The organism is Aquimarina muelleri DSM 19832 (assembly GCF_000430665.1).
GTDB classification, from domain to species: Bacteria; Bacteroidota; Bacteroidia; order Flavobacteriales; family Flavobacteriaceae; genus Aquimarina; species Aquimarina muelleri.
In genome coordinates this window covers 40,576-66,639 of record NZ_AUML01000006.1, presented here as the reverse complement: position 1 = coordinate 66,639, position 26,064 = coordinate 40,576, and the positions used below count along the sequence as shown (strand labels likewise).

Here is a 26,064-nt window from a genome sequence, read left to right as displayed (position 1 = left end):
AATACATTTTTTTTATTAAAATCTATTTTTCAGTGGCATAAGTTGTTGTTATTTATGCTTTTACCGTATTTGATTATTTAGATTAATCTCTACATTTGAAATGGAAATTTTAATGAGAGCTCAACTTTTTAATTTCAATTTAATAATACGTTTAACACAAAAAATCAAATTTTAATGAAAACTCAACTAAGAATTTTAAGTACAATTGCCGTTTTTTCAATGCTTTTTTATAGTTGCGAAAAAGATGCAGATGGTGTTACAGATATCGAAAATAACGCAGACACTATTGAGACGGTAGGAGCTGATCAAGCGGTTCCTGGAGAATATATTGTGATTTATAATGAAAATAAGTCTTTATATGGAAAAAGTGCTGGAATAAAAGCAAAATCAGAACAAACATTATCTAAATATGCAATACAAAAAGATAATGTAAAACAAGTGTATAGTAATGCAATACAAGGATTTCATGTAAAAGACTTATCTGAAAAGCAGGTAGAAATGCTTAAAAATGATCCTGATGTAGCATACGTACAGCCTAACTATATTAGAAAATTAGATATAGAAATGGGAGAGCCTGTAGATCAACTTCCTGCAACTGTAAATAACAAAGCAGTAACTAATGATTCTCAATTACCAAATGGAGAGTTTTTACCTTGGGGTATTAAAAGAGTTGGTAGAGCTAACGGTGCTGGTAAAACTTGCTGGATTATTGATAGTGGAGTTTCTCCTCATAGTGATTTAAATATCGATACTAACCGTAGTAGAAGTTTTGTTGGTGGGTCATGGCAAGATCAAAATGGTCATGGTACGCATGTGGCAGGAACTGTTGCTGCAAAAAACAATGGCTCTGGAGTTATAGGAGTTGCTTATGGAGCAACCGTAGTATCTGTTAGAGTGTTAAATGCGCAAGGAAGTGGTAGTGATGCTGGTATTCTTGGAGGTGTTGATTATGTGGCAAGAAATGCAAGAAACGGAGATACTTGGAATTATAGTATAGGGTATAGAAATCGTTATACTAATGTAGCAACAGATAATGCGTTTAGAAACTTAGAGAGAACTACGTATGGTGCTATGGCAGCAGGTAACAGTAATGATGATACACAGTACTATTCTCCACAAAGATTGCGAACTGCTAATTCTTGGAATATTGGTAATATGACAAATACAGATAGTCCAGCATCTAGTTCTTGTTATGGTATTAGTGTTGATAGATGGGCACCAGGTACTAATGTATGGTCTACATGGACAAATGGGCAGTTTAATAAAATTTCTGGAACTTCTATGGCTTCGCCACACGTTGCAGGGATATTACTACTTAGAGGTAACAGTACAGGTACAAATGGATCTGTAAGTAAAGGAGGGTATACTGCTCCTATTGCTACCGTAAATTAAGTATTGATTCATATGTTGTAGTTACGAAGAAGCTGGATGATATTTATTCAGCTTCTTCTTTTTAGGTATTATCTATAGGTTATTTTTCTTTAAAGCCATCTGCTTCCCAATCTAAAATAATATCTATAGTTGCTTGTGGTAATCTACCAGCAGGAGGCATTACATTGACTCCATTAGATTTTACTCTAAGTACTAGATCTCTGTTTACACCATTAATTGTCTCTGCATAATTACGCATAGCAAAAGGAGCACCTTCTGCAAGAGGTATTGTATGACAACTTATACATTGGTTGTCTATTATTGATTTTACATCAGCATTATATGTTGTGATTTTACTAGGATTAGGATTAGTGTTGGGGTTTGTGGGAGTAAGAGGTTCTGCACTTTCATCGCTACTACTACAATTTAAACTTAGTATAGTCAAAAGAAGTAATAAAATTATTCTACACGATTTTTTTAAATTTTTCATATTTTGGAATAGACAAAGGTTTTACATGGTTTCTAATATAATACAAAAGATAAGAATTAATTATAAATTAACCTTTACGTTGTATTCTTTTAGGATTTCCAAATGAGATTCTGGTTCAAATTCAGATTCTTTAAAACGATTACGCCTTAAAGTAGCATCCTCTTTTCGAATTATACTTCTTACAAAACGTCTTATTGCGGTTTTATTTTCTAAGATTAAACCTGGTATAGAAATACTCTCTCCTTTGTTATTCTTAGCAACCATTGTAAAATAGCTAGAGTTACAGTGTTTCATTTTACCAGTTTGTATATTCTCGGATTCTACTCTAACCCCTACTACCATTGAGGTGTTTCCTACGTGATTAACAGATGCTTTTAAAGTAACAAGCTCTCCTACTTCAATGGGTTTTAGAAAATCTACTCTATCTACGCTTGCAGTCACACAATATGCTTCAGAGTGTTTAGACGCACATGCAAATGCAATTTGATCCATTAAAGATAGAATATATCCCCCATGTATTTTCCCACTAAAGTTAGAATGAGAAGGAAGCATAAGTTGTGAAATAATAACTCTAGAGTCTTTATTGCTTTTATATTTTTTCAAAATATTAGTTTATTAATGATTAAGTATGGGGCTAACCGTTATTTTATTTATTTCTGAAATGAGGAGACTCTTCTTCTATAACATCTATGACAAAATACTTTGTATCTCCAAGCCAAGAAACTTGAGCAAATCGTTCTTTGTATTTTAATTTTACATATCTACCCTGAAATTTTTCTAATTTTTGGATAATATCTTTTTTGTTAGCTTCTACTGAAAAACTGAATATTTGCGCTCCAGATATACCTTGGCTGATTTCTCCTTCCCAAGTTTTGATAGCTAGCCCTTTATGGCTAAATTTTATAAGTTCTCCGCTTCGTGTTCCTTCACTATAAGATGCATAATAGATAAAAGCATACCAGCCAGCAAAAATTAATGTAATTGCTATAATAAGTATTGCAAGTATTTTTTTCATATTGATTGTTTCTTAGTTTTTGAGAGAATCTTTTTGGGTATTAATTATTTTTTGAATCATCATGTATAGACCTATTAAAAATAAAACAGATCCAACAAAAGAAATTGCATTTACACCAACATTAATTATTGCATATAAGTCAAAACCAAAATCATCAATAAATAAATATAAAAATTGATGTAATATAGCCACAATTAGAATTAATATATTACCAATAAGAATTAAAGCTCCTTCTTTTGAAGACTGTGTTTTACTCATGTAATAGATGGCAAGAATAATAAAAATCAAAATAGGTAAGATATAAAACAAAGACCCTGTTATTCTGAGTAATATTTCTGAAAAGTTTGATGTCATAATTATCAGTTTATGTTTTTTTTTAATACGATTTATTCGTTTTCTTCTATAGCTCTGTTAATAATAGCTTCGGGTAAAGATTTTTTAGCTTTAGCTCCCATTTTTTTTAATTTTTCTACACTAGTAATTAAGTTTCCTTTGCCTTCTACTAATTTATTCATTGCTGCCGAATAATCTTTTTTTGTATCATCAATTTTTTTACCAACACCCATAAGGTCTTTAACCAGTCCTTCAAATTTATCATACAAAGCTCCTGCTTGACGAGCAATTTCGATAGCATTACGTTGTTGTTTTTCATTGTTCCACATAGTATCAATAGTTCGCAAGGTAGCAAGTAGGGTAGAAGGGGTAACAATTACTATGTTTTTTTCAAATGCTTGGTTATATAATTTATTATCCTGATTTATGGCGATTGCAAATGCAGGTTCAATAGGAACAAACATTAGTATAAAGTCGGGAGATTCAATATCGTATAAATCTTGATAATTTTTTTCAGACAACTGGTCAACATGGCGTTTTAATGAGGTGATATGCTCTTTAAGATGGACAGCTTGTAAGGTCTCATCTTCTTCATTTACATATCGTTCATAAGCAGTAAGTGTTACTTTAGAGTCAATAATCATTTTTTTATTGTCTGGCAGATAAATTACTACATCTGGCATAACTCTTTGACCATCTTCTTTTGTAAAACTTTGCTGCACAAAATATTCTCGATCTTTTTCTAATCCAGATTTTTCTAATACACGTTCCAGTACCAGTTCTCCCCAATTACCTTGCATTTTACTGTCTCCTTTTAATGCTTTGGTTAGGTTGGTTGTCTCTTTACTCATTTGCTCATTAAGATCTTTAAGACCAATTATTTGTTGGCGCAAAGCGGCATGGTAATCAATACTTTCTTTATGAGTTTGTTCAATTCTGTTTTCAAACGTATTGATCTTTTCTTGTAAAGGATTTAGAATGTTTTTGATATTTTCTTTATTCTGCTCTGTAAATTTATTAGATTTTTCTTCGAGAATTTTATTAGCAAGGTTTTCAAATTCTTTAGTGAATTTTTCTTGGAGTTTTTCAACTTCACCTTTTTGCTCTTTATTTTTTAGGAGCAAATTTTCATATTCCGAATTACGGCGAGTAAGTTCTGTACTAAGAAAATCTTTTTCTCTACGAATCTCTTCTCGTTCTTTAGTTATTTCAGATACTTGTTTTTCTGAAGTGTTTTTATATTCGTTAAATTGTACTAATAATTGATTAGCTCTTTCATCAACAGTACTTTTTTCGCTCTTATACTGTAATGTTATTACATATTTACCTATAAAAAAACCAGCGATAATTGAAATTATCATTGTTGTTATAGCAATGATGATTGGTGTGTATTCTGACATGTACTCTTTCGTTTATTCAAAGATAAAGATTTAGCAGGGATACCTTGTTCAGTAGATTAAAAAAAGAGGCTATCTTTTTAAAAAGATAGCCTCTTACTATTATCTGTTAATAATTTTATTAATTATAAAATTATAGCTTAAGTGTAATGTCTTTAGTTTGTACTTTTATATCAAATGTAATTTTACCGCTAGTTCCAGTACCAGAAACTATTTCAATAATTTTTATCATTCCTTTATTGCCATAGTTATCTACAAAATCTATTACATTACCAACTGCTAAGTTGTTTATTCTTTGACTTGTAGATTGTACAATAAAATCTAAATCACTTTTTGTGGTTATTGCATCAAATTCAGCAACAGTTTTAGATGATAATTCAAAATAGACTTTATTTAATTCATCAGCAGTTACACCACCTATAGCTGGTACATTTATAATATCAGTAGGATAGTTGTTCGCAGATGCCAAAGACGCTTTATTCGTATTACCGTAGTAATATCCAAAATCCCATAAAGAAGCTAATTCTTCTCCTTCATTAATTTTATAAATCTCTCCATCAAAAATAGACATAAATGTACTAGAAGAACCGTCTCCTAATGGAGCGTTAAGGATAGTTTGTGTGTAAGATTTTAATCCATCACCTACAGCACCATTACCAGCTTTGATTGTGATTGTTCCAAAATCAAAATCCCCGATAGCATTTCTTTTACTGATATCTCTAAAGTCTCCTCTTCCTGTGGTAGTCCAAAGGATATAAGTAATAGTACCATCTGCAGTTGTAGGAGTATTAAAATCGATATTAAAAGTAAATGTTTTTTTGTCATCCCCTACAAGATCAACAGATCCATCTTTTTTTTCATCTACCTCTTGACTGTCAAATATAAAAGGAATATTGGTTTCACCGTTTATACTTTGAGCAATATATAATCGTCTCATCGATTTCTCAGAAGTAAAAGTTACATTTACTTTCACTTTTGAGTTAAGTTCTGCTGTAGTAATTTTTAAATCACGTTCAGCAGTATTACCTGCATTAGTATTCGTTACTTTTAGATCAAAAGTTGTTTCTGTACTTGGACCTTGTATATCTTCATTATCATCAGAGCTACAGCTAAATGTAACAGCAGCGATAATAAATAAGGTTAAAATTGATTTAAATTTTAAAATTTTGTTCATAATTGCATAGGTTTTTTAAATTCTGTGTAAAAGTATTGTTTTCAGCTCAAATAGTGTGTTGCAGATAGCGTAAAATATGTACTGTTATACCATTAGAGGCACATTTAATCGTTAAAGAGTTAATAATGGGAGGCAGGTGTTGGTTTTTTCATAGTAGAAAAGTATTTAGCTTCTTACCTTATAACTACCAGTTTGTGTATCAAAAAGAATTAAATCTTCAGGAAAAAGAGAAGAGAATGCACGACATTGTATTAACTCTTTTGGTCTTCCAAACTCAAATCCATCACGATTCATAACTATCATTTTATCGCATAATTGTATTGCAAAATCTATTTCGTGTGTAGAAAAAAGTATTGTTTTTTTTGTTTCAAAAGCAAGACGTTTTAATAGCTTTAAAATATATGCCTTATGATAAATATCTAAATGTGTGGTAGGTTCATCTAGCATTATAAAGGGGGTGTCCTGTGCTATTGCACGTGCAATGAGTGCTTTTTGCATTTGCCCATCGCTTAGTTCAAAACACCTTTTGTTTACTAAACTTGTAATATGAGTAATTTCAATTGCTTTTCTTATTTTTTCTATATCTGCTTCGGCCATTGTCCCTACCCAATTGGTGTATGGTTGCCTACCTAATGCTACCAGTTCTTGAACGGTTAGATTTTTTGAAGCAATTTGTTCTGTTAAAACTATACTTAGTTGAGAGGCTAATTCAACCGATTTAAAAGATTGAATATCTTGGTCTGATAATAAAACTTTGCCATGTAGAGCAGGTTGCACTCGGGATAAGGTTCGTAATAAAGTAGATTTTCCGATTCCGTTAGCACCTACTAAGCCTATAAGTTCGCCTTGGTGCAATTTGAGATTAATATCTGTAGCAATAACATTCATTTTCTTTTTGGTTCGGTAACCAATAGAAAGATTTTCTGTTTTAAGAACGATATTTAGAATTTCAGACTCGATGGTGTATAGTTTTAGGGCTATTCTTTATCAAAGATAGAAAATAGAATTTTAACCCAGATTATCGATGTAATTAAGTTAAGGGTTTTATCCTACTTTGTTATCTTAGGTTTAAAAATGCATCCATCCTGGCCCTCCTTCAAAGGAAGGAGTAAAAGTCTCCCTTTCGAAGAGAGGTTTAGAGGAATGTTAATGGTAAATCCAAAAATCAAATAAAAGTATATATAAGATGACAAAGTAGGTTTAATATCAATTATACTTTAAAATAGTACGTATATCTCCTTTTGTTTTAAAAATCTCTAATTTGTATTGCTAATAATTGTTTGCGAACTATTTATTGATGTATAATTTTATTTATTTGATATTCAGGTGTATATGTGTGTTATTTAGAATGAGTAAACCAAACTGGAAAACGTCTCGTAAAATACGGGGCGATTCCAGTGCCACTGGATATGCTGCCGTAAAACGCGGGACGATTCCAGTGCTACTGGATGTGTTGTCGTAAAATACGGCTGGATTTCTTGTTTAACTATAGCAATTATTAAGGTTTTATGTGGGGTTTTTATCTTTAACTGTAGAGCGATATTATATTTTTATCGTTTAGCTTTTGGTTTTTTATGGAATTTCAATACAATTTTTAGAAGGTGTTATTCGTAAATCGTATTATTCTCGTTTGGGAAGGTAAACGATTTGTGATTCCTGAAATAATAGATTTTTTTCTTCACTTTAGTACAAAAAACCCAGTTACGTTGCTGTACTGGGTTAGAGTTATATTTTTTAAGAGTTTTTCTGGTACTTTTTTCTCCTAATAAAAGAGAATATAGTTCCAAAGCAGAATAAAACTAATAACGGTACTAAAATATTAATAGTCTGCCAAAGAGATTTATTAGCAATAGTTTTGTCAATATTTAAAAAGGCTATTTTAACTTCTTTACTTCTTAGTTCGATAAGACCAGAGTCATCTAACAAATAGTTAACAGTATTTAATAAAAATTCTTTGTTTCCGTATTTTAGATTCATAGATGGGTCAAAACCTAGCTCTACTGGTTGTCCTTTTCTGGTTTGGTTTTTTATAATATCTCCATCTCCAATAATAATCATTTTTGTAGCGCTACTATTTTCTTTATCACTTTTTATTTTAAAAGGTTTTATTCTACTTTTATACGTAGACTTAAAGTTTCCTTCTAATAGTACAGCCAGGTTTTGAGGCCCTTGGGTATAACTGCTTATGTCTGGTTTTTTTCTTATAATATTATCTAATCGTATTTCTTTTGGAACACCTTCTATCTTAGATTTATCAGAACTAGTTAATAATATTGTTTTTTTAATACTATTTTTTAACGTATCAATTTGGTTTGAAAATTCAAATTTTACAGATTCTATGTTTTTTACGATAGGATGGTTGCTGGTGCTTTTAGTTAAGGATCCATAAAACCAAGGATATGGAGTAAATTGAGTTTCATTTCCTTGTCCAGATACTAATACTAGTGGTGCAGAATACAAATCATTAACCAAAACTGGATTAACTCGTACCCCATAAGAGAATAATACATCTCCTAACCTTAAATCTTGCATTATGGCAACAGAAGCTCCTTCGGGATTCATTAGACTATCAATTTCCATTGCTACAGATTCTAAAAGCCAAAGAGATTTACCACCATTCATTATAAACTGATCTAGGACATATTTTTCTTTTTCTGAAAAGGCTTCGGTAGGTTTTGCATTGATTATCATATCAAACTTTTGCAAATCGGCTAGTGTTTTTTCGGGATTTTTAGCAACAGAATCCAACGTAAACGCTCCTACAAAATAGTAATCTTGTAAGGTTTTGATAAAATCAGCAATTTTGATATCAGGTAATTGACCGTTACCTTTTAATACAGCGATTTTGTGTTTTTTAGGGTGTAAAAGTTTGGTTAATCCGTCTGCAAAAGCATACTCTAACTGCTGTATAGAATTTTGTACACGTTCTTCAGAAGTTGCTCCGATAGTGTTTTTTATAAGGGGGATTTTAACGCTGTTATTTTGATAACTTACAATAGCCCAGGGAACAACAGTTTCTATTTCTGTTTTTCCATTCTCTTTTACACTTACTTCCATAGGGGTAAGACCAAATTTTTGCAATTCTAGTATAGTTTGCGAGCGTACAGCTTCTTCTTTTAATGGATCAGTAAAAATATATTGGATGTTTGGGTTTAAAGAATTAAATTCTTCTAATAGCTGTTTTGTTTCTATTTGTAAACGTTTAAATTCTGAAGGAAAATCTCCTTCAAGTAATATGTCTATAACTACAGGGGCTGCTGCTTCGATCACTAAGTTTTTGGTAGCTTTAGAAAGGGTATAGCGGTTATCTTGTGTTAGATCAAAACGGTTGTATAATGAGTTTCCAGATAAAAAGAGCAGGATAGTAGCTCCCAGAGTAAGGCTAACAGGTTTTATTTTTTGTTTTATAGTTCCTTTTTTAAGAGAAATAATAGTGAAAAATATGCATAATAATATGATGCTTAAAAAGTAAACAACATCTCTTGTATCTATAATACCTTGGCTAATGCGTTCATAATGCATTTGTACTCCAAGTTGTTCAACAAAAGAGGAAAAGGATATTGAAATATCATAATCTACAAGATTACTAAAGCCAAAATAAAATATAAAGCATAAAAATACTGCGCTAATAAAAGCAACAATTTGATTGTTAGTAATTGAAGAACAAAATATGCCTATTGCAGTGTATAGGGAGGAGAGTAGAAGTAAGGCGATATAAGATCCAATAATACTACCGATATCGATATTCCCAATGGGATTGCTGAGTTGATGAATAGTAAGGATATAAAGCAAACTAGGCACTAACGCGATACTGATTAAAGATAAACTGCCTATGTATTTTCCTAAAACTAATTGCCAAATTTTAATTGGTTTTGTAAATAATACTTCGAGTGTACCTTGTTTTTTTTCTTCAGAAAAGCTTCGCATAGTAACTGCAGGAACCAAAAACAATAATACCCAAGGGGCAATCTGAAAAAAAGGAGAAAGATCAGCAAATCCACTATCTAGTATGTTAAATTGCCCTTTAAATACCCATAAAAATAAACTGTTAAGGATCAAAAAAACAGCAATAACAAGATACCCTACGGCAGAGGAGAAAAAGGTGTTAATTTCTTTTCGGATTAATGCAAACATAGTTGTTTTTAAGTTAGAAGTTTCAGGTATTAAGAAAATAAGGAGAGCTATATATCATAAATAAATTAAACTTCGGATATACTCCAAGCTTCGGGTTTTTGATTGAATTTGTTTTTAGTGTTTTCCCAAACACCTTTGAATAACGAAGAGTTTCTATAGTTATTGAGGTGTTCTTCAGATTTCCAATAGCTATATGTAAAAAATTGATTTGGATGGTTTATATCCCGCCACAATTCTAAATGGCTACAACCGTCAAAATTTCTGATTTTATCTTTGTTGTTTTCAAAATTTTCTAAAAAAGCATCAATTTGATCAGGGATAAATCCCATTTTCACAACTCGTTTAATCATTTTTTTTTGTTTTTTTATATAACATAAAACTATTCAAAATTTACACTAACCGTATCCCGATAATATAAACCAAATAGGCTAGAGGCTCCACCTACGGTTTTAGGATTGCTTTTATAAATAGCTAATTCTAAATATCCAGAAGAGTTAAAAATAGCTAGTTTTTTACCGTCTTCTTCTCGCTTACTTTTTTCTATTTCAAAATTGATAGCATCGCTATATCTCTGGTATACGTTTTCAAAAATAGCAGTACGTGCTGTAATTTTAAATTTACGACCTTTTCCTACTTCTTCGAATAATTTGCGAGTAATATTAGTAATTAAATTGCCGTAATTATCTATATATATAATACTGCCCACTATTTGTTTATCTCCTAGATTTACAATGGGAGTAATCCCTTTTATGGTTTTAATTTCTTGTGTGTTTTTCCCTATAACCTCAAGTGTGCCACCTCGTGCAATATGACAAGCAACTGCTACAAAAACATCTAATACCGGAAAATTGGATATTATAGTATCATGAATATTTATTTCTACAACTTTATCTGGATTAAACTCGGATGTTATTAAACTTATTAATCCGTTATTGGCGCAAATAAAATAATGGTCATCCAGTTGTACAGCTATATGTTTGTTTTCTGGGTTAAGTTCACTATCAATACCTATAATATGAATACTTCCTTTTGGAAAACTTTTGTATGCATTTTGTATAATATATGCAGCTTCAGTGATATGAAAAGGCGAAATTTCATGCGATATATCAATAACCTTAGCATCTGGAAACTCTGTATAAATAGCCCCTTTGACCGCAGATACAAAATGATCTTTGATTCCAAAATCTGTAGTTAAGGTTATTATTGGCATAAATACGATTTGTTAATATTTTTTAGTTGTAAGCACTTAAAAATATGTAAATTTGTTATGAAGTTACTTAAAGTTTTTAATTTGGGTCAAAAACGGTAGTAAAACTTATAAGTTACATTCTTTAGCCCTCTTATTTTGATAAGACACGAGTTTGTTATTAAATATGTTTTACATTTTTTGTTTCCCTTACAAAACCTAAAATAGCTTTAGCAAACTTAGTCAATCCTTAAAAAAAATCATACTAAAATACGGATAGCTTTTGAACGAACTTATTATTGAACTTACAGACATAAATCCGAGAGAGTTTTTCGGACTTCAGAATAGCAATATTCAATTATTAAAAAAACACTTTCCTAAGTTAAAGATTGTAGCAAGAGGCAGTAAAATGCAGGTGTATGGTGATGAAGACATGCTCGAAGAGTTTGATAAACGCATGAATATGCTGATTGAACATTTTGCTAAATATAATCATATAGATGAGAATGTGATCGAACGGGTACTTACCAGCCAAAGTAAAGCAGATTATGAAACATCTGCTAATAGTGGAGAAACATTAGTTCATGGTGTAGGAGGTAAGTTGATTAAAGCGCAAACTGCTAATCAAAGAAAATTGGTGGAATCTTGTAATAAAAATGATATGGTTTTTGCTATTGGTCCTGCGGGAACAGGAAAAACATATACTGGAGTTGCATTAGCAGTAAGAGCTTTAAAAGAAAAACAAGTAAGACGTATAATACTTACACGTCCTGCTGTAGAAGCGGGAGAAAATTTAGGATTTTTGCCAGGAGATCTTAAAGAAAAATTAGATCCTTATATGCAACCTTTGTATGATGCGTTACGAGATATGATTCCTAATGAAAAATTAGAAAGCTTTATCGAGAAAGGGGTTATCCAAATTGCTCCTATGGCATTTATGAGAGGTAGAACTTTAGATAATGCGTTTGTAATTTTGGATGAGGCACAAAATACAACACATGCGCAGATGAAAATGTTTTTGACCCGTATGGGCAAAAATGCAAAATTTATTATAACAGGAGATCCAGGACAAATTGATTTGCCAAGAAGAATTACATCTGGATTAAAAGAGGCATTGTTAGTGCTAAAAAATATTCAAGGAATCGGTATGATTTACTTGGATGATAAAGATGTGATACGACATAAATTAGTAAAGAAAGTTATTGCAGCATATAAGGATATTGAAAACAGTAACGGATAAGTTTATTTAAAAATAAGTTGATAAGTGTTTTAGTATTTGATGTTAAGAGTATGATGTTTTCTAAAACATACAGAAATAAATACTTATATAATTACAAGCTAAAATACTCATAAATTAAAATACTCATAAATTAAGTAATGAATACGATAGTAGATACAAACTTTAATTTTCCTAATCAAAAATCTGTTTATAAAGGAAAAGTAAGAGAGGTATATAATATAAATAATGATCTTTTAGTAATGATTGCTACAGATCGTTTATCTGCATTTGATGTGGTAATGCCAAAAGGTATCCCTTTTAAAGGGCAAATACTTAATCAAATTGCTACTAAAATGATGAAAGAAACAGAAGATTTGGTTCCAAACTGGTTAATTGCAACGCCAGATCCAAATGTAGCGGTAGGTCATCTTTGTACACCTTTTAAAGTAGAGATGGTTATTAGAGGGTATTTGTCAGGACATGCGGCCAGAGAATATAAATTAGGAAAGCGGATACTTTGTGGGGTTGCTATGCCAGATGGGATGAAAGAAAATGATAAGTTTCCAAAACCAATTATTACACCATCTACAAAAGCAGATAATGGGGAGCATGATGAAGATATTTCTAGAGAAGATATTTTATTAAAAGGAATAGTTTCTGAGGAAGATTATTTAGTTCTAGAAGATTATACCCGTAAACTTTTTCAGCGAGGAACAGAGATTGCTGCAAAACGAGAGTTAATTTTGGTAGATACTAAATATGAGTTTGGAAAAACTAAAGATGGCAAAATTGTATTAATAGATGAAATACATACTCCAGACTCTTCTCGCTATTTTTATGCTGAAGGATATGCAGAAAGACAACAAAAAGGAGAGTCACAAAAGCAGTTGTCTAAAGAATTTGTTAGACAATGGCTTATTAGTAACGGTTTTCAAGGTAAAGAAGGTCAACAGATTCCTGATATGACAGAAGAATATATAAAATCTGTTTCTGATCGCTATATCGAGTTGTATGAAAATATTACAGGGGTTTCCTTTGAAAAAGGAGATGTGTCTAATATCGAAAAACGAATTGAAGACAATGTGTTAGAATATCTGAAAAAGTAAAGAATAAAAACAGAGTTTGTTAAAACAAAAATTAAGTAATATTATCAAAAAAGCTGTATAACAAAATTATACAGCTTTTTTGGTAATATTTTAATGTGAATTTAAGCTACTTTATGTTCTAATAACTGGATACTATCTTGTAAACGTTCTTTTACAATATTCATCATCCGCTTATTTAATGCAGAAGAATTTTTAATATAGACCAAATATTCTTCTACGGTAAATTGCCCAATAATCATTCCTTTTAAACTGTTTCTGAATTTCATATCCTTTTGGATAGCATTTTCAATAAAATCGAAACGTTTTTCTAAGGATAATTCATAAAAGGTATTTTTCCTTTTTTTAATATAATTCTTAAATACTTCTAATAATAAATTTGCTTGTAATTTTATAACTGGCCGAATCGTTTTATTTTGAAACTGCTCGTCAATAGACATGTTTTCAGAAACTCGTGCATTTAATAACTGAGGTCGAATTGCCAATAAATTTGATTCCCTGTTTTCCATAATGATGAAGGTTTACTAAAAATAATTAATTGTAGTGTTCAAAAATCAAAATGATGGTTAGAGTTTTAAACGACTTATAAACAATAGAATTGCCATAAATTCAAAATGTATTTACTATTATATGAATGTACTCTTTTTGTCTTTTAGGGGTGTTAATTTAATACTAAGTTATTTATATACGAATTGTTACTACTTAGTAATAGTTTTTAAAGCTTGTAATTTGATATCCTATTTTTGTACTTACAAGTAAATTTGTTCATTGTTGTACAATCATAATTTATTATTGTTGTGTTTTGGTATTATTTTCCTTCAGGGAAGGAAAATAATGTTTTTTCCACTTCTGGATTTAGATGAAATTCTTTAAAGTCCATGCTTTGAAATTCACTACTTTGCGAAAAAGGGAAATATAGGTTTTCAACCTTTTGGTAATTACTAATAAACATTTTTATTTTTTGCCCTTTCATTGGACCATCCTGAATTTCTTCTTCAATAATAATTGGCGTAAAATTTTCTGTATCGAAGTAGTAATGAGAGATATTTGGTTGAGATTCTCCATTAATAGTTATAGGTTTTTTAATGACTTTTATTTTAAAAGTATCTGTACCATTTATAGTTTCGTTTCCTACTAGCTCAACGGTATACCCTTTTTCTTTATAGTTCAAAAATGGAGAAGGCCAATCTTTAATTTGTTTTTTAATATTTTCGGTAGTTTCAATGTCATTTTTTTCGGCTTCCATTGTCATTTGGTTTCTAGACCATGAAATTTCTCCGTCATAAGCAGCCCAAACGATTTTGTTTCCCTGTAACTCAATAGTAGTTACTTGGCGACCATCTTTCATCATAACTTGTTCAAAAGGTATCTCTTTACCTTGCATTTTCATTACACCTTTCATTGTAATGCCTTCTAATTTTTCCCAATTTTCTTTACCTCCTGTGTTTTCGAAGTAATTATTAATTATTTCGTCAGCAGTTTGAGCGTAAAAAGATGATGAAATAGCTAATACAATAGCTACCAAAATAGATTTTAAAGCATTCATTGTTATAATTTTTTATGATGTTTTCATAAAATTAGTCAATCGAACCTTATTTTTGTTACACTTAATTTATTAATCTTTATTATTTAGACATGAAATTTGGTAAAGTGCAGGACCCTAATTCTATAGATTTTACATTGCCTGTAGATAATAAGAATACAGCCGCCGTTTTAAAGAAGGAGGGCAAGGGAGACTTATCTGTGTATGTAGGATGTGCTAAGTGGAATAAGCAAGATTTAAAAGGTTTTTATCCCAAAGGAACCAAGGATGAGTTAGAATATTATTCAAGCCAGTTTAATTCTATTGAACTTAACGCAACGTTTTATAGGATTTTTCCTGAAGATCAATTTAAGAAGTGGTATGACAAAACCCCAGATGGATTTAAGTTTTTTCCTAAGCTTGTGCAAAATATATCTCATTTAAAAAGATTAAATGAGGATGTACAACCTTATGTAGATAAATATTTATCTAGTGTAATACATTTAAAAGAAAAATTAGGGACTATATTTTTGCAAATGCATAGTAATTTTGCTCCTAAAGATTTCGATAGAGTAATAAAGTTTGTAGAAAAATGGCCTAAAGAGATACGTTTGGCGATAGAATTTAGACATACAGATTGGTTTAATGATCCTGTAATTGCAAATGAGTTATATGCTCTTCTAGAAAGTAATAATATAACAAATATTATAACAGATACTGCTGGTAGGAGAGATCTCTTGCATATGCGACTTACCAACAAAGAGGCGTTTGTAAGGTTTGTAGGTGCTAACGATGAGTCGGACTATGATAGGTTAGAGGATTGGATGAAAAGACTTGTTGAATGGAAAGGTCAAGGGGTAAATCAGATACATTTTTTTGTTCACCAAAATATCGAAGTAGAGTCACCTTTACTTTCTAGATATTTTATAAATATGCTAAATGATAACTTAGGAACAAAATTAAATTTGCCTAATCAGCTATCGGACGATCTTAAGTTATTTTAAATGATTATTCTTTTATTTTTTATAATGTTAAAAGTTTAACAATTTTTGTTTTTTGACGAATATATATGTACTTTACCGATGTATTTAGAACAAAAATTATATAAAGATAATTTTTGTTCTTGTAAGATACTGACTTAGAGTCCTAATAAAAATTGCTTCATAATTCTTAAATATAGCTATATGAATAAACTTTTACTTACAACTATTTCTGTTATTTTTTTATTTTCGGTTGATATAGGGTATTCTCAATCAGATAATTTTATTGGCTCGCTTAATTTTGAACAGAAAAACATATTTTCATCAAATTTTAATCCTTTTGTAAAACAAGAGACAACGCCTGTTGATAAGAAAGTTTTTTCTTACATTTTTAATGTTAATAAAAGAGCCGATCATTTGAATCATGAGCATAGCCATGAAGTTAGTTTATTAGATGTTATAACATCAGATGAAGGATCAGATTTTAATTGTTCAGGTGGCTTTTGTATGAATAAATCTCATTCTCACAAAAAAGGTTTGACCTTAAAAAAACAGTTTTTTGTTTACTTCATGAATATTACTTGCTAAAATTATTTAGGAATCTTATTAGTTATACGATTTACGAATAAAAATCTCGTATATAATCGCATTCTTTTTCTACTATATTTTCTTCATAAAATGAAACAATAGATATGGCTATTCTTTAATTTGATTCATCAATCTAGCGAAAAACCTTTGCAATTATTTATACGGAATTCTCATCCGTAAATCGTATTATTTTTTGATTAAGTTCAATTATGAATAGATATTCATTTACTTTTGTAGCTTAAACAAGATATGTATGACTTTTTTAGAATTGGGAGTATCTAAGGATCTTAGTAAAGGTCTTAAAGAAATGGGGATAAGTATTCCTACAAAAATTCAGGAACGAGCAATTCCAGTATTAATGAATAGTCAAACCGATTTTATTGGTAAGGCGCAAACAGGAACAGGAAAAACTGCAGCTTTTGGAATTCCTATACTATCTCAAATAGACCCGTCAAAAAAACATACACAGGCATTGATTTTAGCTCCAACAAGAGAGCTAGGACAACAAATAGCAAAACAACTTTTTAAATTCACTAAGTATACGGATAAGATTTTTACGGAGTCTGTATATGGTGGAGAAAAAATTGAAATACAGTTGTCAAGATTAAAGAGACCTACACATATAGTTGTAGCAACTCCAGGAAGGTTGATTGATTTAATGAGTCGTAAAGCAATAGATATTTCTAAAATTAAAACTTTAGTAATGGATGAGGCTGATGAAATGCTGAGTATGGGATTTAAAAAAGATTTAACCACAATTTTATCAAAAACTAAAGGAGATAGAAATGTTTGGCTTTTTTCTGCAACAATGCCAGCTTCTTTAAACGAGATAATAAACTCTTATGTTAGTAATGATGCAATAAGAATTACAGTAGATAAAGATGATGCTGTTAATAAAGGTATTGAGCACCAATTTGTAGTAGGGGATGAGGTAAATAAATTGGATACGCTAATTTATTTTTTAAAAACTCAAAAAGAAGGAAGAGGTATTGTTTTTACGAAAACTAAAGCCGCTGCAAGAACACTTCATAAGCAATTAAAGGCTAAGAATTATGAAGTAGGTTTACTTGAAGGAGAAATGACTCAAAAAGATCGTGATAAAGTAATGAGAGCTTTTAGAAATAAAACGCTACAATTATTGGTGTCAACAGATGTGGCAGCAAGAGGTATTGATGTTGCTAATTTAGCTTTTGTTTTACATTACCAACTTCCAGACCAAATGGAGTATTATACACATAGAAGTGGTAGGACAGCAAGAGCAGGAAAAAAAGGGATATCATTGGCTTTAGTAACAAAGTCCGAAGTAAAAGTTATTAGAGATTTAGAAAAAGAGTTAGGAATTAGGTTTAATCAGATTAGATGATATAGTGAGTGGTTTTTTTTTCTTAAAAAAAAATTAGATAGTTTCTTTTTTATTTAGGGGCGATCCTATTTTTGATATTACCGAGAGAAGTTGCTCAAAATTTACGGGTTTAGAAAAATAATTATCAAAACCAATACTTATAAACCGTTGCTCATCGCCAGGCATAGCGTAAGCGGTTACGGCAAAAACAGGGATACTTTTAAGCATGTCTAATTTACGAAACCTTTGAAGTAATTCACAGCCATCCATTTGATTAAGACCGAGATTTATATCTACAAGGATGAGGTCTAAGTTTTCTTGTTTTACAATTTTAAGTGCTTGTGAGCCATTTTCAGCAATAATAACATCAGAATTGTTCTTGGATAACATTTTATCCATTACCATTGCATTTATTTTATTGTCTTCTACGTAGAGAATTTTCATAAGCATTTTGGAATTATAATATTAAATCTTGTGCCTTTACCTATTTTGCTCGTTACTTTTATTTGCCCATCTAGTATTTCAATATATCTTTTAGATAAGCTTAAGCCAATACCAGTGCCTTCATATTTTCGACTTAAACCAATACTTTCTTGCATAAAAGGATCAAATATTTTTTTAAGGTTGTCTTGATCTATTCCAATTCCAGTATCAGTAATTGAAATATAAACATTATTTTTTGATTTCTTTGTTTTAATTTTAATAATTATACCTCCTTTGTTGGTGTATTTAATAGCATTATGAATAATATTGTTTAGTGCAGATCTAAATAGTATTTGGTCAATCTTTACCTTTGGGGAGGTTGGATCCAGCTCTAGTTTATAGGAGAGGTTTTTAGCTTCTGCCATGTGTTTGTATTCCCTGTATGAGGTTTCTGTTGTGTAATTGATGTCATATTCTTTTACGTTTAAATTGTTTTTTATAGCTTCTATTTCGCTAAAATTTGATAAGTTGTTTATAGTGCCTAGGAGTCTATCTTTACTTTCTTCTAAATATTCAATAAGTTTCTCTCTCTCTTCGGGTTTTTCTTCTTCTAGTAATAATTTACTTACTGTCATTATACCGTTTAAAGGAGTTCTTATTTCGTGGCTAAAATTTGATAATATATTGGTTTTGAGACTGTTTAGTTCTTGTTCTTTGATATGAGATTCTTTAATAGCTATTTCTGCTAATTTTTGTTCTGTAATGTCATGAAAACTAACTAGAACCGAGTTAGGTTTTTTGTTTTGGTCAAAAATAGGAGTGTATTTAGCTTCAAGCCATTGTAGGTTTCCTTTATGTGTGATACGTTCAACTTCCTTTTTTACAATGTTTCCTTTTAATGCTTCATTAAATTCATGTGCAAAAGAATTTTTTAAATTAAGTGGGGTAACATCTATAAATCGACAAGCTACTTTGGTGGGGTCTACATTAAAATCACGTTTTATAATTTCTATAGATTTTTCATCGGTCATTAGGATTTTGCCTTTGGTGCTTAATAAAGCCATGTATGCAAACCCGTTATTTACCATTGCTTGCAAACGATTTTTGTTTTCGGCTATGATTTTTTCGTTTTTCTTTTTTTGATGCACGTCTATTAGGTTACCAATCATTCTAATTACTTCTCCTTTGGTATTTTTTCTTTTGAACCCATAAATTTCGTAATGCCTGTATCCTTTATTAAGAACTTTAATACGATAAAAATTATAATAATAATTTCCTTTTTCTTTAAAATTTTCAGATCTTCTTTTTAGCATTTTTTCTTGATCATCTGGATGTATCATCTTAATGAACTCTTTTTCTGGAACAAAATCTTGATTTAAAGGTAGTCCTAACATTTTTTTAAAATCAGAACTGTAAAATACTTCATTCTTCTTTATATGATAGTCAAATAAACCTGATTGTATTCCTTTTAAGGCTAAATGCTTAGTTTCTTCACTGTGTTTTAATTTCTCTATATAGTTGTGTCGATCTGTAACGTCTGTAATAGTGCCATTAACCTGAATTACTTCCTCTTTGTAGATAACTGGTTTTCCGATAATTTTCACCCATTTTTCATTTCCCTTTTCAGTAGTTATTTTTTCGATACATTCGTGTGTTTTTTTGTCACTAATAATCCTTTGAAGATAATTTTTTACTCTTATCTTAGATTCTTTTGGATAAAAATTATTGTTACTATTTAGGAGAGTGCTGAGGTTTGATTCTTTTATTTTACAACAACCTTTAGACCAATATGTTTCATTGTTTTTAGGGTTGAAGTACCAAGCGCCAGTTTTGGTTAATTTTGAGATTGTTAATAGTGCTTTATGCTCTTTATGTTCTTCTGTAGTATCTATCCCAGTGGCGTAAATTAAATCTTGGTGTAGTGTAAAATCAAACTTAATAGATGTTATGCCTTTTTTTCCTAAAGGAAAACTAAAAGACTTGTTGGTTGTATGGTTTTCATTAGCTAGGTTAGAAACTAAATGTTTAAAAGTGTCAGCATCTTCATCTAGTATGAAATCGGTAATATATTTTCCTTCAATTTCATTTTTACAAAAGGGAAATAGTACAGAACATCGATTATTACAGGAAGTTATTGTCCCATCTTTTTTTAAAATAAAAATAAAAAGAAGTGTTTTTTCAGATAAAATTTTAAATTCTTCTAAAGTAAAAGGCATAATTACAAGTTAATTCTACTTAAAGTTACAAAATGATTTGTGATTTTAGACTAAACCTTGGATTCAAAAATATATAAATCTTTTTCGTAAAGATCCTAAATGATTCAGATGGGGAGGGTTTAAAGAGGTTGAAATATTCTGTTAAAATAAAAAAGGATTACAAGTTGCCTTGTAATCCTTTTGTTTTTGGGTGGAAGACGGGATTCGAACCCGCGACCCTTGGTACCACAAACCAATGCTCTAACCAACTGAGCTACAACCACCATTTAATTTCGGGTGCAAAAATAAAACTTTTCTTAATACAAACAAACTTTTTTTTCAATTAAATTAAATTAAAAATAGAATCTACTGCTAAATAGCGCTCTACAGTAAAACCTTCAGCATATTGTACGCCAATTATTCTTCCTAGGTCTGCGGCTCGATACTTAATACTCTCTAGAAAATTTTTACTGGATATAGGAGTGGTAGGTTCTTTACTTTCTGCATCATAGAATTGAGAGGCATATGCTTTTACGCTTTCTATTTTTTTATCGATATGGTTACTTATATCTACTACAAAATCTGGTTCGATATTTTTCCATTGGATGTAGTGATATACATTTTTTGGTCTCCAGGGCTCTTGAGTTATACCATCTATAGAGGTTTCGATTTTTTGTAAACCAGATAAAAAACAGGAATCACTTGCTAATTTACTGCCTTTGCCATGATCAATATGTCTGTCTGTGATAGCATTACATAAAACTATTTCGGGTCTGTGTTTTCTTAATATTTTTATGATTTCTAATTGATGGTCTTTGTCATTAGTAAAAAAACCATCTTTAAAACCAAGGTTTATCCGAGTAGAAACTCCTAGGATTTTAGAAGCATTTTTAGCTTCCTGATCTCTAATTTCTGGAGTGCCTCTTGTACCTAGTTCTCCTCTGGTTAGATCTAATATTCCTACATTTTTACCGTTTTCTATTTCTTTGGCTATAGTTCCTGAACAGCTTAATTCTACATCATCAGGGTGAGCTCCTATAGCTAAAATGTCTAATTTCATTTGTTTGAATTTATTATGTTTTAGTTTTTATATATTTTATTTAATACTTCATTAAAGAATTTAATTTAATTCTGGAATTTTTATTTTTTCTATTGCTTGTTGAATATCTTGCATTAAATCTTCTTTTTCTTCAATACCAACACTAAGTCGAAGTAAACTATCTTTTATTCCTTGTAAATTGCGTTCTTCTTTTGTTAATAATGCATGTGAGGTAAGTGTGGGAGATAGAATAGTGCTTTCTACTCCAGCAAGACTCATGGAGCTTTTAATTAGTTTTAGTTCTTTTTGAAAATCACTTGAATTTAATCCCTCTTTCAGTTCAAAAGATAGCATGCCTCCAAAACCTTTCATTTGTTTTTTTGCAATCTCATAATCGGGATGAGATTTTAACCCTGGGTAATGTACTGCTGCAATATCTTCATGTTTCTCTAGCCATTTTGCAAGCTTAATAGCATTCTTATTTTGTTGTTTTACTCGAATTCCTAAAGTTTTTATACTTCTTTCTAACATCCAAACTGTAAAATCACTTAAGCTTCCGCCAAAATTTTTAGCTACTTGAAAAATTTGATTTATGTTTTTTTCAGTAGAAATTACAGCTCCTGCTAAAATATCACTGTGTCCACCAAGGTATTTTGTAGCAGAATGCAATACGATATCTATTCCTAATACAATAGGATTTTGGTTTACAGGAGAAGCAAAAGTGTTGTCTATCATGGTTATAATTCTTTTTTTCTTTGCTAACGCTCCTATTGCTTTTATATCTGTAATAGTAAGTAATGGGTTAGAAGGGGTTTCTATATAAATAACCTTAGTGTTAGATTGTATTTTTTGTTCAAAACCCTCTGCTGTTTGCGAATTTACATATGAAAATTCGATACCATGCTTGATAAATTCTTCATTTACCAAATTAGCAGTACCACCATATAGAGTACGTTGTAAAACAATATGATCTCCTTTTTGTAAAAAAGCAAATAATGTAGTACTTATTGCAGCCATACCACTTCCAAAAATCAAAGAAGACTCTCCTTTTTCTAGCATTGCTATTTTTTTACATAAAGCTTCCTGATTAGGAGTGTTAAAGTATCTTGGATATCTTTTTACGTCCACATCTTCAAATGCATACGAGGTTGATAGATATATGGGAGATATCGCACCTTTAAATTGTTGATCTTTAATCTCTCCTACGTGGGTACAAATGGTATTAAACCCTATGTTTTTTATATTCATATTTAAGGTGTTAATCTTTAAGTTCTGCATCTAAATTAATATATTCATAAGATATCAGATAAGATTTAACAGATTAAATGTTCTGTATAGGTTTGTTTTTGAGTTTTTTTAGGGATAGTCTTTTAGTTCATTTTTACTTTGGAGATGTTTCTCATGATTGTTTGAAAAAATTGCTGTGTATCATAGGGTTTGATTATGACATCATTCATTCCAACAGATAAAGCTTGATTTCGTATTTCTCCTTCTTCAACAGCAGTTAGAGCTATAACAGGGATATTAGTGTTGAATGTTCGTATAACTTTTGTAGCTTCCAAGCCATTCATTTCTGGCATGTTAATATCCATTAATACTAAATCAAAATTCTCACTTTTTATCATTTCAATGGCATCCATGCCATTGTTAGCAATACTACAAGTATATCCTTTTTTCTTTAAGATATTTTGGGTAACAATTTGATTTATTTTATTGTCATCAACAATAAGTACATGAAAATTACTTGTTCCAACGCTTATATTTTCTCCTGTTTTCAAAGAGATTTCTTGCTCTTTGATAGCCTTCTCATAAAAAAGATCAAAATAAAACTCAGAACCTTTTTTCTCGTTGCTTATAATGTGAATTTCACTATCATGAAGATGTATAAGTTTTTTTACAATGGCAAGTCCAAGTCCTGTGCCTTCATATTCTTGATTTTCATTTTTTACTTGGGCAAAGTTATCAAAAATTGTTTTCTGTTTATTTTTAGGGATTCCAATGCCATCATCTTTTATTACAAACCGAAGTATGTAGCTTCCATCTTTAATATCTATACATTTTACCGTAATCCAAATGTTACCATTTTTTGTAAACTTAAGAGCGTTACCAATTAAGTTTATTAATATCTGTGAAAGTCTTACAGAATCCCCAATTAAGGTTGCATTTATTTTTTTATCAATATCAATGTGTACATTATTGTTATTGCTTTTTTGTTTGGTATGTAGAGAGTTAACGATTCCTTCTATTAAAGTTTTAATATCAAAAGAAACTTTTTCGAGTTTTATTTCATTAGTTTCTATTTTACTTAATTGTAATACGTCATTTATTAATGCTAATAGATAGTCTCCAGAGAATTTTAAAGATTCGAGATATTCATTTGTTTTCTTTTTGTCAGGATTTTCCATGAGTAAAGAGGTAAGGCCAATTACGCCATATAAAGGAGTTCTAAGTTCGTGACTTACTGTAGAAATAAACTGAGACTTTAATGTTGAAACTTGTTCTGCTGTTTCTTTGGCGCTTATTAATTGTTTATTCTTATCTATTAGATCATTATTAAGTCTTTTCTTTTGTAGATTATTTTTGTAAGAACTTATAAGAAAAGCTAAAGAGATAAGGATTAAAATAATTCCTAGAATAATACTAATTCTCCATTTTAATACTTCGGATTCACTTTCTTTTTTTTCTGATTCGGCTTTTTTGGCTCTTTTTTCTAAAACATCTACTTCGTACTTAATGTTTTCTCTTCTTAATTCTTTTAGTTTTTTGTAGTCTTTCGATTTTAAAATATTTTGAAACTGTTTTTTTTGATAATCAAATGCTTTTTTAAAATCATTTTGCTTACTGTAAAGTTCTGCTTTTGTTTCGTACGCAGATGCTAATTCTTCATAATAGGTAGAAATTAATTCATCATTGTTTTCTTTGTTTTTGGTTTCTCCAATAGCATAAAAAATTGTTTTATTAGTGTATTTTTTAGCTTTTTCGAATTCTGGAACACTCAAGTAATATTTTCCTAAAAGACTGTTTATTTTTGTTTTAACAAGATTGTTAGATCGTTTGTAAATAAGTTTTCTTGCAGGCGCCAGATACTCATACGAGCTATCAAAGTCATTTCTAGAAATATAATATTCTCCAAGGTTTAAAAGAGGACGTATCATTCTGGAAGTATCTTTAAGTTTTAAGGCAAACTCATAAGATTTTTTATAATAATCAACTCCTTTTTTTCGAGTTAAATTGTTTTTAGTATATACTCTGGCAAGATTATTATATAGATCGGTTTCTAGTATTTTACTTTTAGAACTCTGTGCATAAACTAACGCTCTCCTATAGTTGCTTCGTGCTTTATTATCATCTTCACTAATTTCATAGTTTTTGGCAATAATATTATAAATATATCCAAGACTTTTATCATCGTTATTGTATTGCGCATTTTGAAGTGCGGCTTTGGCTATTTCTAATGATTGCTCATACTTGTATTCTTCCTGTAATTTTTCAGCTCTCTCAATGTAACCTTGAATACTGTCAGAGGTTAAAGAAGTTTGAGATTGTACAGTTTGAGTAAAACCTATTAAAAATAAGATGGTTATATGTTGAATAAGGTTTTTCAACGTTTAATAATTCTTAACTATTTATAAGAACGAAAGTACAAAAATAGATTGAAGATAGTGCTATTCACCGTAAAAAAAGTGTAATTTATCCGTATTAGTTGTAGGTTTTTGATTTTTTTTGTAGGAATTGTTATTCAAATCATAAGAAGTGTTGAATGATTAGAAAAAACTATGCGAATATAAACAATTAAAATTATGTAATTATAATTGTTCTTTAAGCTAGCTGTATATTTGTATTGTAAAAAATAATCAATAATAAATTTAAAAACAAAAACATGGCATTTGTAGGTAAAAAATTTCCAAATCTAGACGTTGATGCAATGAACGATATGGGAGATACTTTTAAGCTTAATATTTTAGAAGAAGCTAAAAATAAAAATAAAAAAGTACTGCTGTTCTGGTATCCAAAAGATTTTACATTTGTTTGTCCAACTGAATTACACGCTTTTCAAAATGCATTAAGCGAGTTCGAAAAAAGAAATACAATTGTAATAGGAGCTTCTTGCGATACACCAGAGGTTCATTTCGCATGGTTAAATACCTCTAAGGATAATGGAGGAATAGAAGGGGTAACTTACCCGATTCTTGCAGATACTAATAGAAACCTTTCAAGCACTTTAGGGATTCTTGATATAACTAACGAAGTCTATAACGAAGAAACAGGTGTTGTAACTGTTGAAGGAGATAACGTAACTTATAGAGCTACTTATTTAATAGATGAAGAAGGAACTGTTTTTCATGAAGGGATAAACCATATGCCTGTAGGTAGAAATGTAGCAGAATTTTTGAGATTGATTGATGCGTATGCACATGTTCAAAAAAACGGAGAAGTATGTCCTGCTAACTGGGAAGAAGGAAAAAAAGCAATGAATGCAAATAGAGAAGGAGTAGCTTCTTATTTAGCTGCAAACTAACAAATAAATTTAATAGGATTTCTCCGGAGAAATT

Annotated in this window: 24 protein-coding genes and 1 tRNA gene; 7 read left to right on the top strand and 18 right to left on the bottom strand. The window is 30.3% G+C overall.

From position 1 onward, the window contains the following. The first annotated feature begins 174 nt into the window (after positions 1-174). Positions 175-1,392: a S8 family serine peptidase gene (locus H527_RS21470; protein ID WP_051316640.1), complete on the top strand. Its 1,218-nt coding sequence runs from the start codon at positions 175-177 to the stop codon at positions 1,390-1,392. A gap of 79 nt (positions 1,393-1,471) precedes the next feature. On the opposite strand, the gene H527_RS0105225 is transcribed toward H527_RS21470, so the two are convergent. The 10 genes from H527_RS0105225 to H527_RS0105180 form a co-directional block, all read right to left on the bottom strand. Further along, positions 1,472-1,861 carry a c-type cytochrome gene (locus H527_RS0105225; protein ID WP_027411729.1) on the bottom strand — a complete coding sequence of 130 codons (390 nt, stop codon included), beginning with the start codon at positions 1,859-1,861 and terminating at the stop codon, positions 1,472-1,474. A 60-nt stretch (positions 1,862-1,921) separates the two neighbouring features. Beyond that, on the bottom strand, positions 1,922-2,467 hold the full coding sequence (locus H527_RS0105220) for an acyl-CoA thioesterase (RefSeq protein ID WP_373297442.1): 546 nt from the start codon (positions 2,465-2,467) through the stop codon (positions 1,922-1,924). Between the two features lie 40 nt (positions 2,468-2,507). Beyond that, complete coding sequence (locus H527_RS0105215) at positions 2,508-2,876, bottom strand: hypothetical protein (RefSeq protein ID WP_027411727.1); 369 nt, start codon at positions 2,874-2,876, stop codon at positions 2,508-2,510. A 12-nt stretch (positions 2,877-2,888) separates the two neighbouring features. Then, positions 2,889-3,230 carry a hypothetical protein gene (locus H527_RS0105210; protein ID WP_155837809.1) on the bottom strand — a complete coding sequence of 114 codons (342 nt, stop codon included), beginning with the start codon at positions 3,228-3,230 and terminating at the stop codon, positions 2,889-2,891. 32 nt (positions 3,231-3,262) lie between these two features. Further along, a complete protein-coding gene (locus H527_RS0105205) occupies positions 3,263-4,609 on the bottom strand; it encodes a DNA recombination protein RmuC (protein WP_027411725.1) in 1,347 nt (448 codons plus the stop codon). A 130-nt stretch (positions 4,610-4,739) separates the two neighbouring features. Then, the gene (locus tag H527_RS0105200) at positions 4,740-5,780 is read right to left on the bottom strand and encodes a hypothetical protein (protein ID WP_027411724.1); all 1,041 of its coding nucleotides are present in this window, start codon (positions 5,778-5,780) and stop codon (positions 4,740-4,742) included. A 165-nt stretch (positions 5,781-5,945) separates the two neighbouring features. After that, entirely contained in the window at positions 5,946-6,668 is a 723-nt protein-coding gene (locus H527_RS0105195; protein WP_081414553.1) for an ABC transporter ATP-binding protein, read from the bottom strand. A gap of 846 nt (positions 6,669-7,514) precedes the next feature. Continuing rightward, positions 7,515-9,914 carry a gliding motility-associated ABC transporter substrate-binding protein GldG gene (gldG, locus tag H527_RS0105190; RefSeq protein ID WP_027411722.1) on the bottom strand — a complete coding sequence of 800 codons (2,400 nt, stop codon included), beginning with the start codon at positions 9,912-9,914 and terminating at the stop codon, positions 7,515-7,517. Positions 9,915-9,979: 65 nt separating this feature from the next. Then, entirely contained in the window at positions 9,980-10,264 is a 285-nt protein-coding gene (locus H527_RS0105185) for a putative quinol monooxygenase (protein ID WP_027411721.1), read from the bottom strand. 29 nt (positions 10,265-10,293) lie between these two features. Next, positions 10,294-11,124 (bottom strand): SAM hydrolase/SAM-dependent halogenase family protein, encoded by an 831-nt coding sequence (locus H527_RS0105180; protein WP_027411720.1) that lies wholly within the window; start codon positions 11,122-11,124, stop codon positions 10,294-10,296. A gap of 259 nt (positions 11,125-11,383) precedes the next feature. Between H527_RS0105180 and H527_RS0105175 the strand changes: the two genes are divergently transcribed. Beyond that, positions 11,384-12,340 (top strand): PhoH family protein, encoded by a 957-nt coding sequence (locus H527_RS0105175; protein ID WP_027411719.1) that lies wholly within the window; start codon positions 11,384-11,386, stop codon positions 12,338-12,340. 137 nt (positions 12,341-12,477) lie between these two features. Beyond that, positions 12,478-13,425, top strand: coding sequence for a phosphoribosylaminoimidazolesuccinocarboxamide synthase (locus H527_RS0105170; RefSeq protein WP_027411718.1), 948 nt, complete (start codon positions 12,478-12,480; stop codon positions 13,423-13,425). Positions 13,426-13,526: 101 nt separating this feature from the next. On the opposite strand, the gene H527_RS0105165 is transcribed toward H527_RS0105170, so the two are convergent. Continuing rightward, on the bottom strand, positions 13,527-13,931 hold the full coding sequence (locus tag H527_RS0105165) for a hypothetical protein (protein ID WP_027411717.1): 405 nt from the start codon (positions 13,929-13,931) through the stop codon (positions 13,527-13,529). 299 nt (positions 13,932-14,230) lie between these two features. After that, the gene (locus H527_RS0105160; protein ID WP_027411716.1) at positions 14,231-14,968 is read right to left on the bottom strand and encodes a LolA-like protein; all 738 of its coding nucleotides are present in this window, start codon (positions 14,966-14,968) and stop codon (positions 14,231-14,233) included. Between the two features lie 89 nt (positions 14,969-15,057). Here H527_RS0105160 and H527_RS0105155 point away from each other — a divergent pair, with 89 nt between their 5' ends. The 3 genes from H527_RS0105155 (at position 15,058) to H527_RS0105145 (ending at position 17,875) form a co-directional block, all read left to right on the top strand. Further along, a complete protein-coding gene (locus H527_RS0105155) occupies positions 15,058-15,948 on the top strand; it encodes a DUF72 domain-containing protein (protein ID WP_027411715.1) in 891 nt (296 codons plus the stop codon). A gap of 180 nt (positions 15,949-16,128) precedes the next feature. Beyond that, positions 16,129-16,512, top strand: coding sequence for a hypothetical protein (locus tag H527_RS0105150; RefSeq protein ID WP_027411714.1), 384 nt, complete (start codon positions 16,129-16,131; stop codon positions 16,510-16,512). A 253-nt stretch (positions 16,513-16,765) separates the two neighbouring features. Beyond that, positions 16,766-17,875 (top strand): DEAD/DEAH box helicase, encoded by a 1,110-nt coding sequence (locus H527_RS0105145; protein WP_027411713.1) that lies wholly within the window; start codon positions 16,766-16,768, stop codon positions 17,873-17,875. 33 nt (positions 17,876-17,908) lie between these two features. On the opposite strand, the gene H527_RS21465 is transcribed toward H527_RS0105145, so the two are convergent. From H527_RS21465 to H527_RS0105115, 6 genes are all read right to left on the bottom strand, one after another. Next, positions 17,909-18,298, bottom strand: a complete 390-nt coding sequence (locus H527_RS21465) for a response regulator (RefSeq protein ID WP_162143807.1) — start codon at positions 18,296-18,298, stop codon at positions 17,909-17,911. Further along, positions 18,295-20,493 (bottom strand): PAS domain-containing sensor histidine kinase, encoded by a 2,199-nt coding sequence (locus H527_RS0105135; protein WP_027411712.1) that lies wholly within the window; start codon positions 20,491-20,493, stop codon positions 18,295-18,297. Before H527_RS0105135 ends, H527_RS21465 begins: the two co-directional genes overlap by 4 nt. A 188-nt stretch (positions 20,494-20,681) precedes the next feature. Beyond that, a tRNA-His gene (locus H527_RS0105130) sits at positions 20,682-20,757 on the bottom strand. A gap of 58 nt (positions 20,758-20,815) precedes the next feature. Beyond that, positions 20,816-21,532, bottom strand: coding sequence for a bacillithiol biosynthesis deacetylase BshB1 (bshB1, locus tag H527_RS0105125; protein ID WP_027411711.1), 717 nt, complete (start codon positions 21,530-21,532; stop codon positions 20,816-20,818). A 60-nt stretch (positions 21,533-21,592) separates the two neighbouring features. After that, positions 21,593-22,759, bottom strand: coding sequence for a trans-sulfuration enzyme family protein (locus H527_RS0105120; protein ID WP_027411710.1), 1,167 nt, complete (start codon positions 22,757-22,759; stop codon positions 21,593-21,595). A 122-nt stretch (positions 22,760-22,881) separates the two neighbouring features. Beyond that, complete coding sequence (locus H527_RS0105115) at positions 22,882-25,116, bottom strand: tetratricopeptide repeat-containing hybrid sensor histidine kinase/response regulator (protein ID WP_027411709.1); 2,235 nt, start codon at positions 25,114-25,116, stop codon at positions 22,882-22,884. Between the two features lie 275 nt (positions 25,117-25,391). Here H527_RS0105115 and H527_RS0105110 point away from each other — a divergent pair, with 275 nt between their 5' ends. Then, positions 25,392-26,030 carry a peroxiredoxin gene (locus H527_RS0105110; protein ID WP_027411708.1) on the top strand — a complete coding sequence of 213 codons (639 nt, stop codon included), beginning with the start codon at positions 25,392-25,394 and terminating at the stop codon, positions 26,028-26,030. Positions 26,031-26,064 lie beyond the last annotated feature (34 nt).

Excerpts from the sequence above, each read along its gene's own strand:
- H527_RS21470 (WP_051316640.1), top strand. The coding sequence starts at position 175 with ATGAAAACTCAACTAAGAATTTTAAGTACAATTGCCGTTTTTTCAATG.
- H527_RS0105225 (WP_027411729.1), bottom strand. The coding sequence starts at position 1,861 with ATGAAAAATTTAAAAAAATCGTGTAGAATAATTTTATTACTTCTTTTG.
- H527_RS0105215 (WP_027411727.1), bottom strand. The coding sequence starts at position 2,876 with ATGAAAAAAATACTTGCAATACTTATTATAGCAATTACATTAATTTTT.
- H527_RS0105210 (WP_155837809.1), bottom strand. The coding sequence starts at position 3,230 with ATGACATCAAACTTTTCAGAAATATTACTCAGAATAACAGGGTCTTTG.
- H527_RS0105205 (WP_027411725.1), bottom strand. The coding sequence starts at position 4,609 with ATGTCAGAATACACACCAATCATCATTGCTATAACAACAATGATAATT.
- H527_RS0105200 (WP_027411724.1), bottom strand. The coding sequence starts at position 5,780 with ATGAACAAAATTTTAAAATTTAAATCAATTTTAACCTTATTTATTATC.
- H527_RS0105195 (WP_081414553.1), bottom strand. The coding sequence starts at position 6,668 with ATGAATGTTATTGCTACAGATATTAATCTCAAATTGCACCAAGGCGAA.
- gldG (WP_027411722.1), bottom strand. The coding sequence starts at position 9,914 with ATGTTTGCATTAATCCGAAAAGAAATTAACACCTTTTTCTCCTCTGCC.
- H527_RS0105185 (WP_027411721.1), bottom strand. The coding sequence starts at position 10,264 with ATGATTAAACGAGTTGTGAAAATGGGATTTATCCCTGATCAAATTGAT.
- H527_RS0105180 (WP_027411720.1), bottom strand. The coding sequence starts at position 11,124 with ATGCCAATAATAACCTTAACTACAGATTTTGGAATCAAAGATCATTTT.
- H527_RS0105170 (WP_027411718.1), top strand. The coding sequence starts at position 12,478 with ATGAATACGATAGTAGATACAAACTTTAATTTTCCTAATCAAAAATCT.
- H527_RS0105165 (WP_027411717.1), bottom strand. The coding sequence starts at position 13,931 with ATGGAAAACAGGGAATCAAATTTATTGGCAATTCGACCTCAGTTATTA.
- H527_RS0105160 (WP_027411716.1), bottom strand. The coding sequence starts at position 14,968 with ATGAATGCTTTAAAATCTATTTTGGTAGCTATTGTATTAGCTATTTCA.
- H527_RS0105155 (WP_027411715.1), top strand. The coding sequence starts at position 15,058 with ATGAAATTTGGTAAAGTGCAGGACCCTAATTCTATAGATTTTACATTG.
- H527_RS0105150 (WP_027411714.1), top strand. The coding sequence starts at position 16,129 with ATGAATAAACTTTTACTTACAACTATTTCTGTTATTTTTTTATTTTCG.
- H527_RS0105145 (WP_027411713.1), top strand. The coding sequence starts at position 16,766 with ATGACTTTTTTAGAATTGGGAGTATCTAAGGATCTTAGTAAAGGTCTT.
- H527_RS21465 (WP_162143807.1), bottom strand. The coding sequence starts at position 18,298 with ATGAAAATTCTCTACGTAGAAGACAATAAAATAAATGCAATGGTAATG.
- H527_RS0105135 (WP_027411712.1), bottom strand. The coding sequence starts at position 20,493 with ATGCCTTTTACTTTAGAAGAATTTAAAATTTTATCTGAAAAAACACTT.
- bshB1 (WP_027411711.1), bottom strand. The coding sequence starts at position 21,532 with ATGAAATTAGACATTTTAGCTATAGGAGCTCACCCTGATGATGTAGAA.
- H527_RS0105120 (WP_027411710.1), bottom strand. The coding sequence starts at position 22,759 with ATGAATATAAAAAACATAGGGTTTAATACCATTTGTACCCACGTAGGA.
- H527_RS0105110 (WP_027411708.1), top strand. The coding sequence starts at position 25,392 with ATGGCATTTGTAGGTAAAAAATTTCCAAATCTAGACGTTGATGCAATG.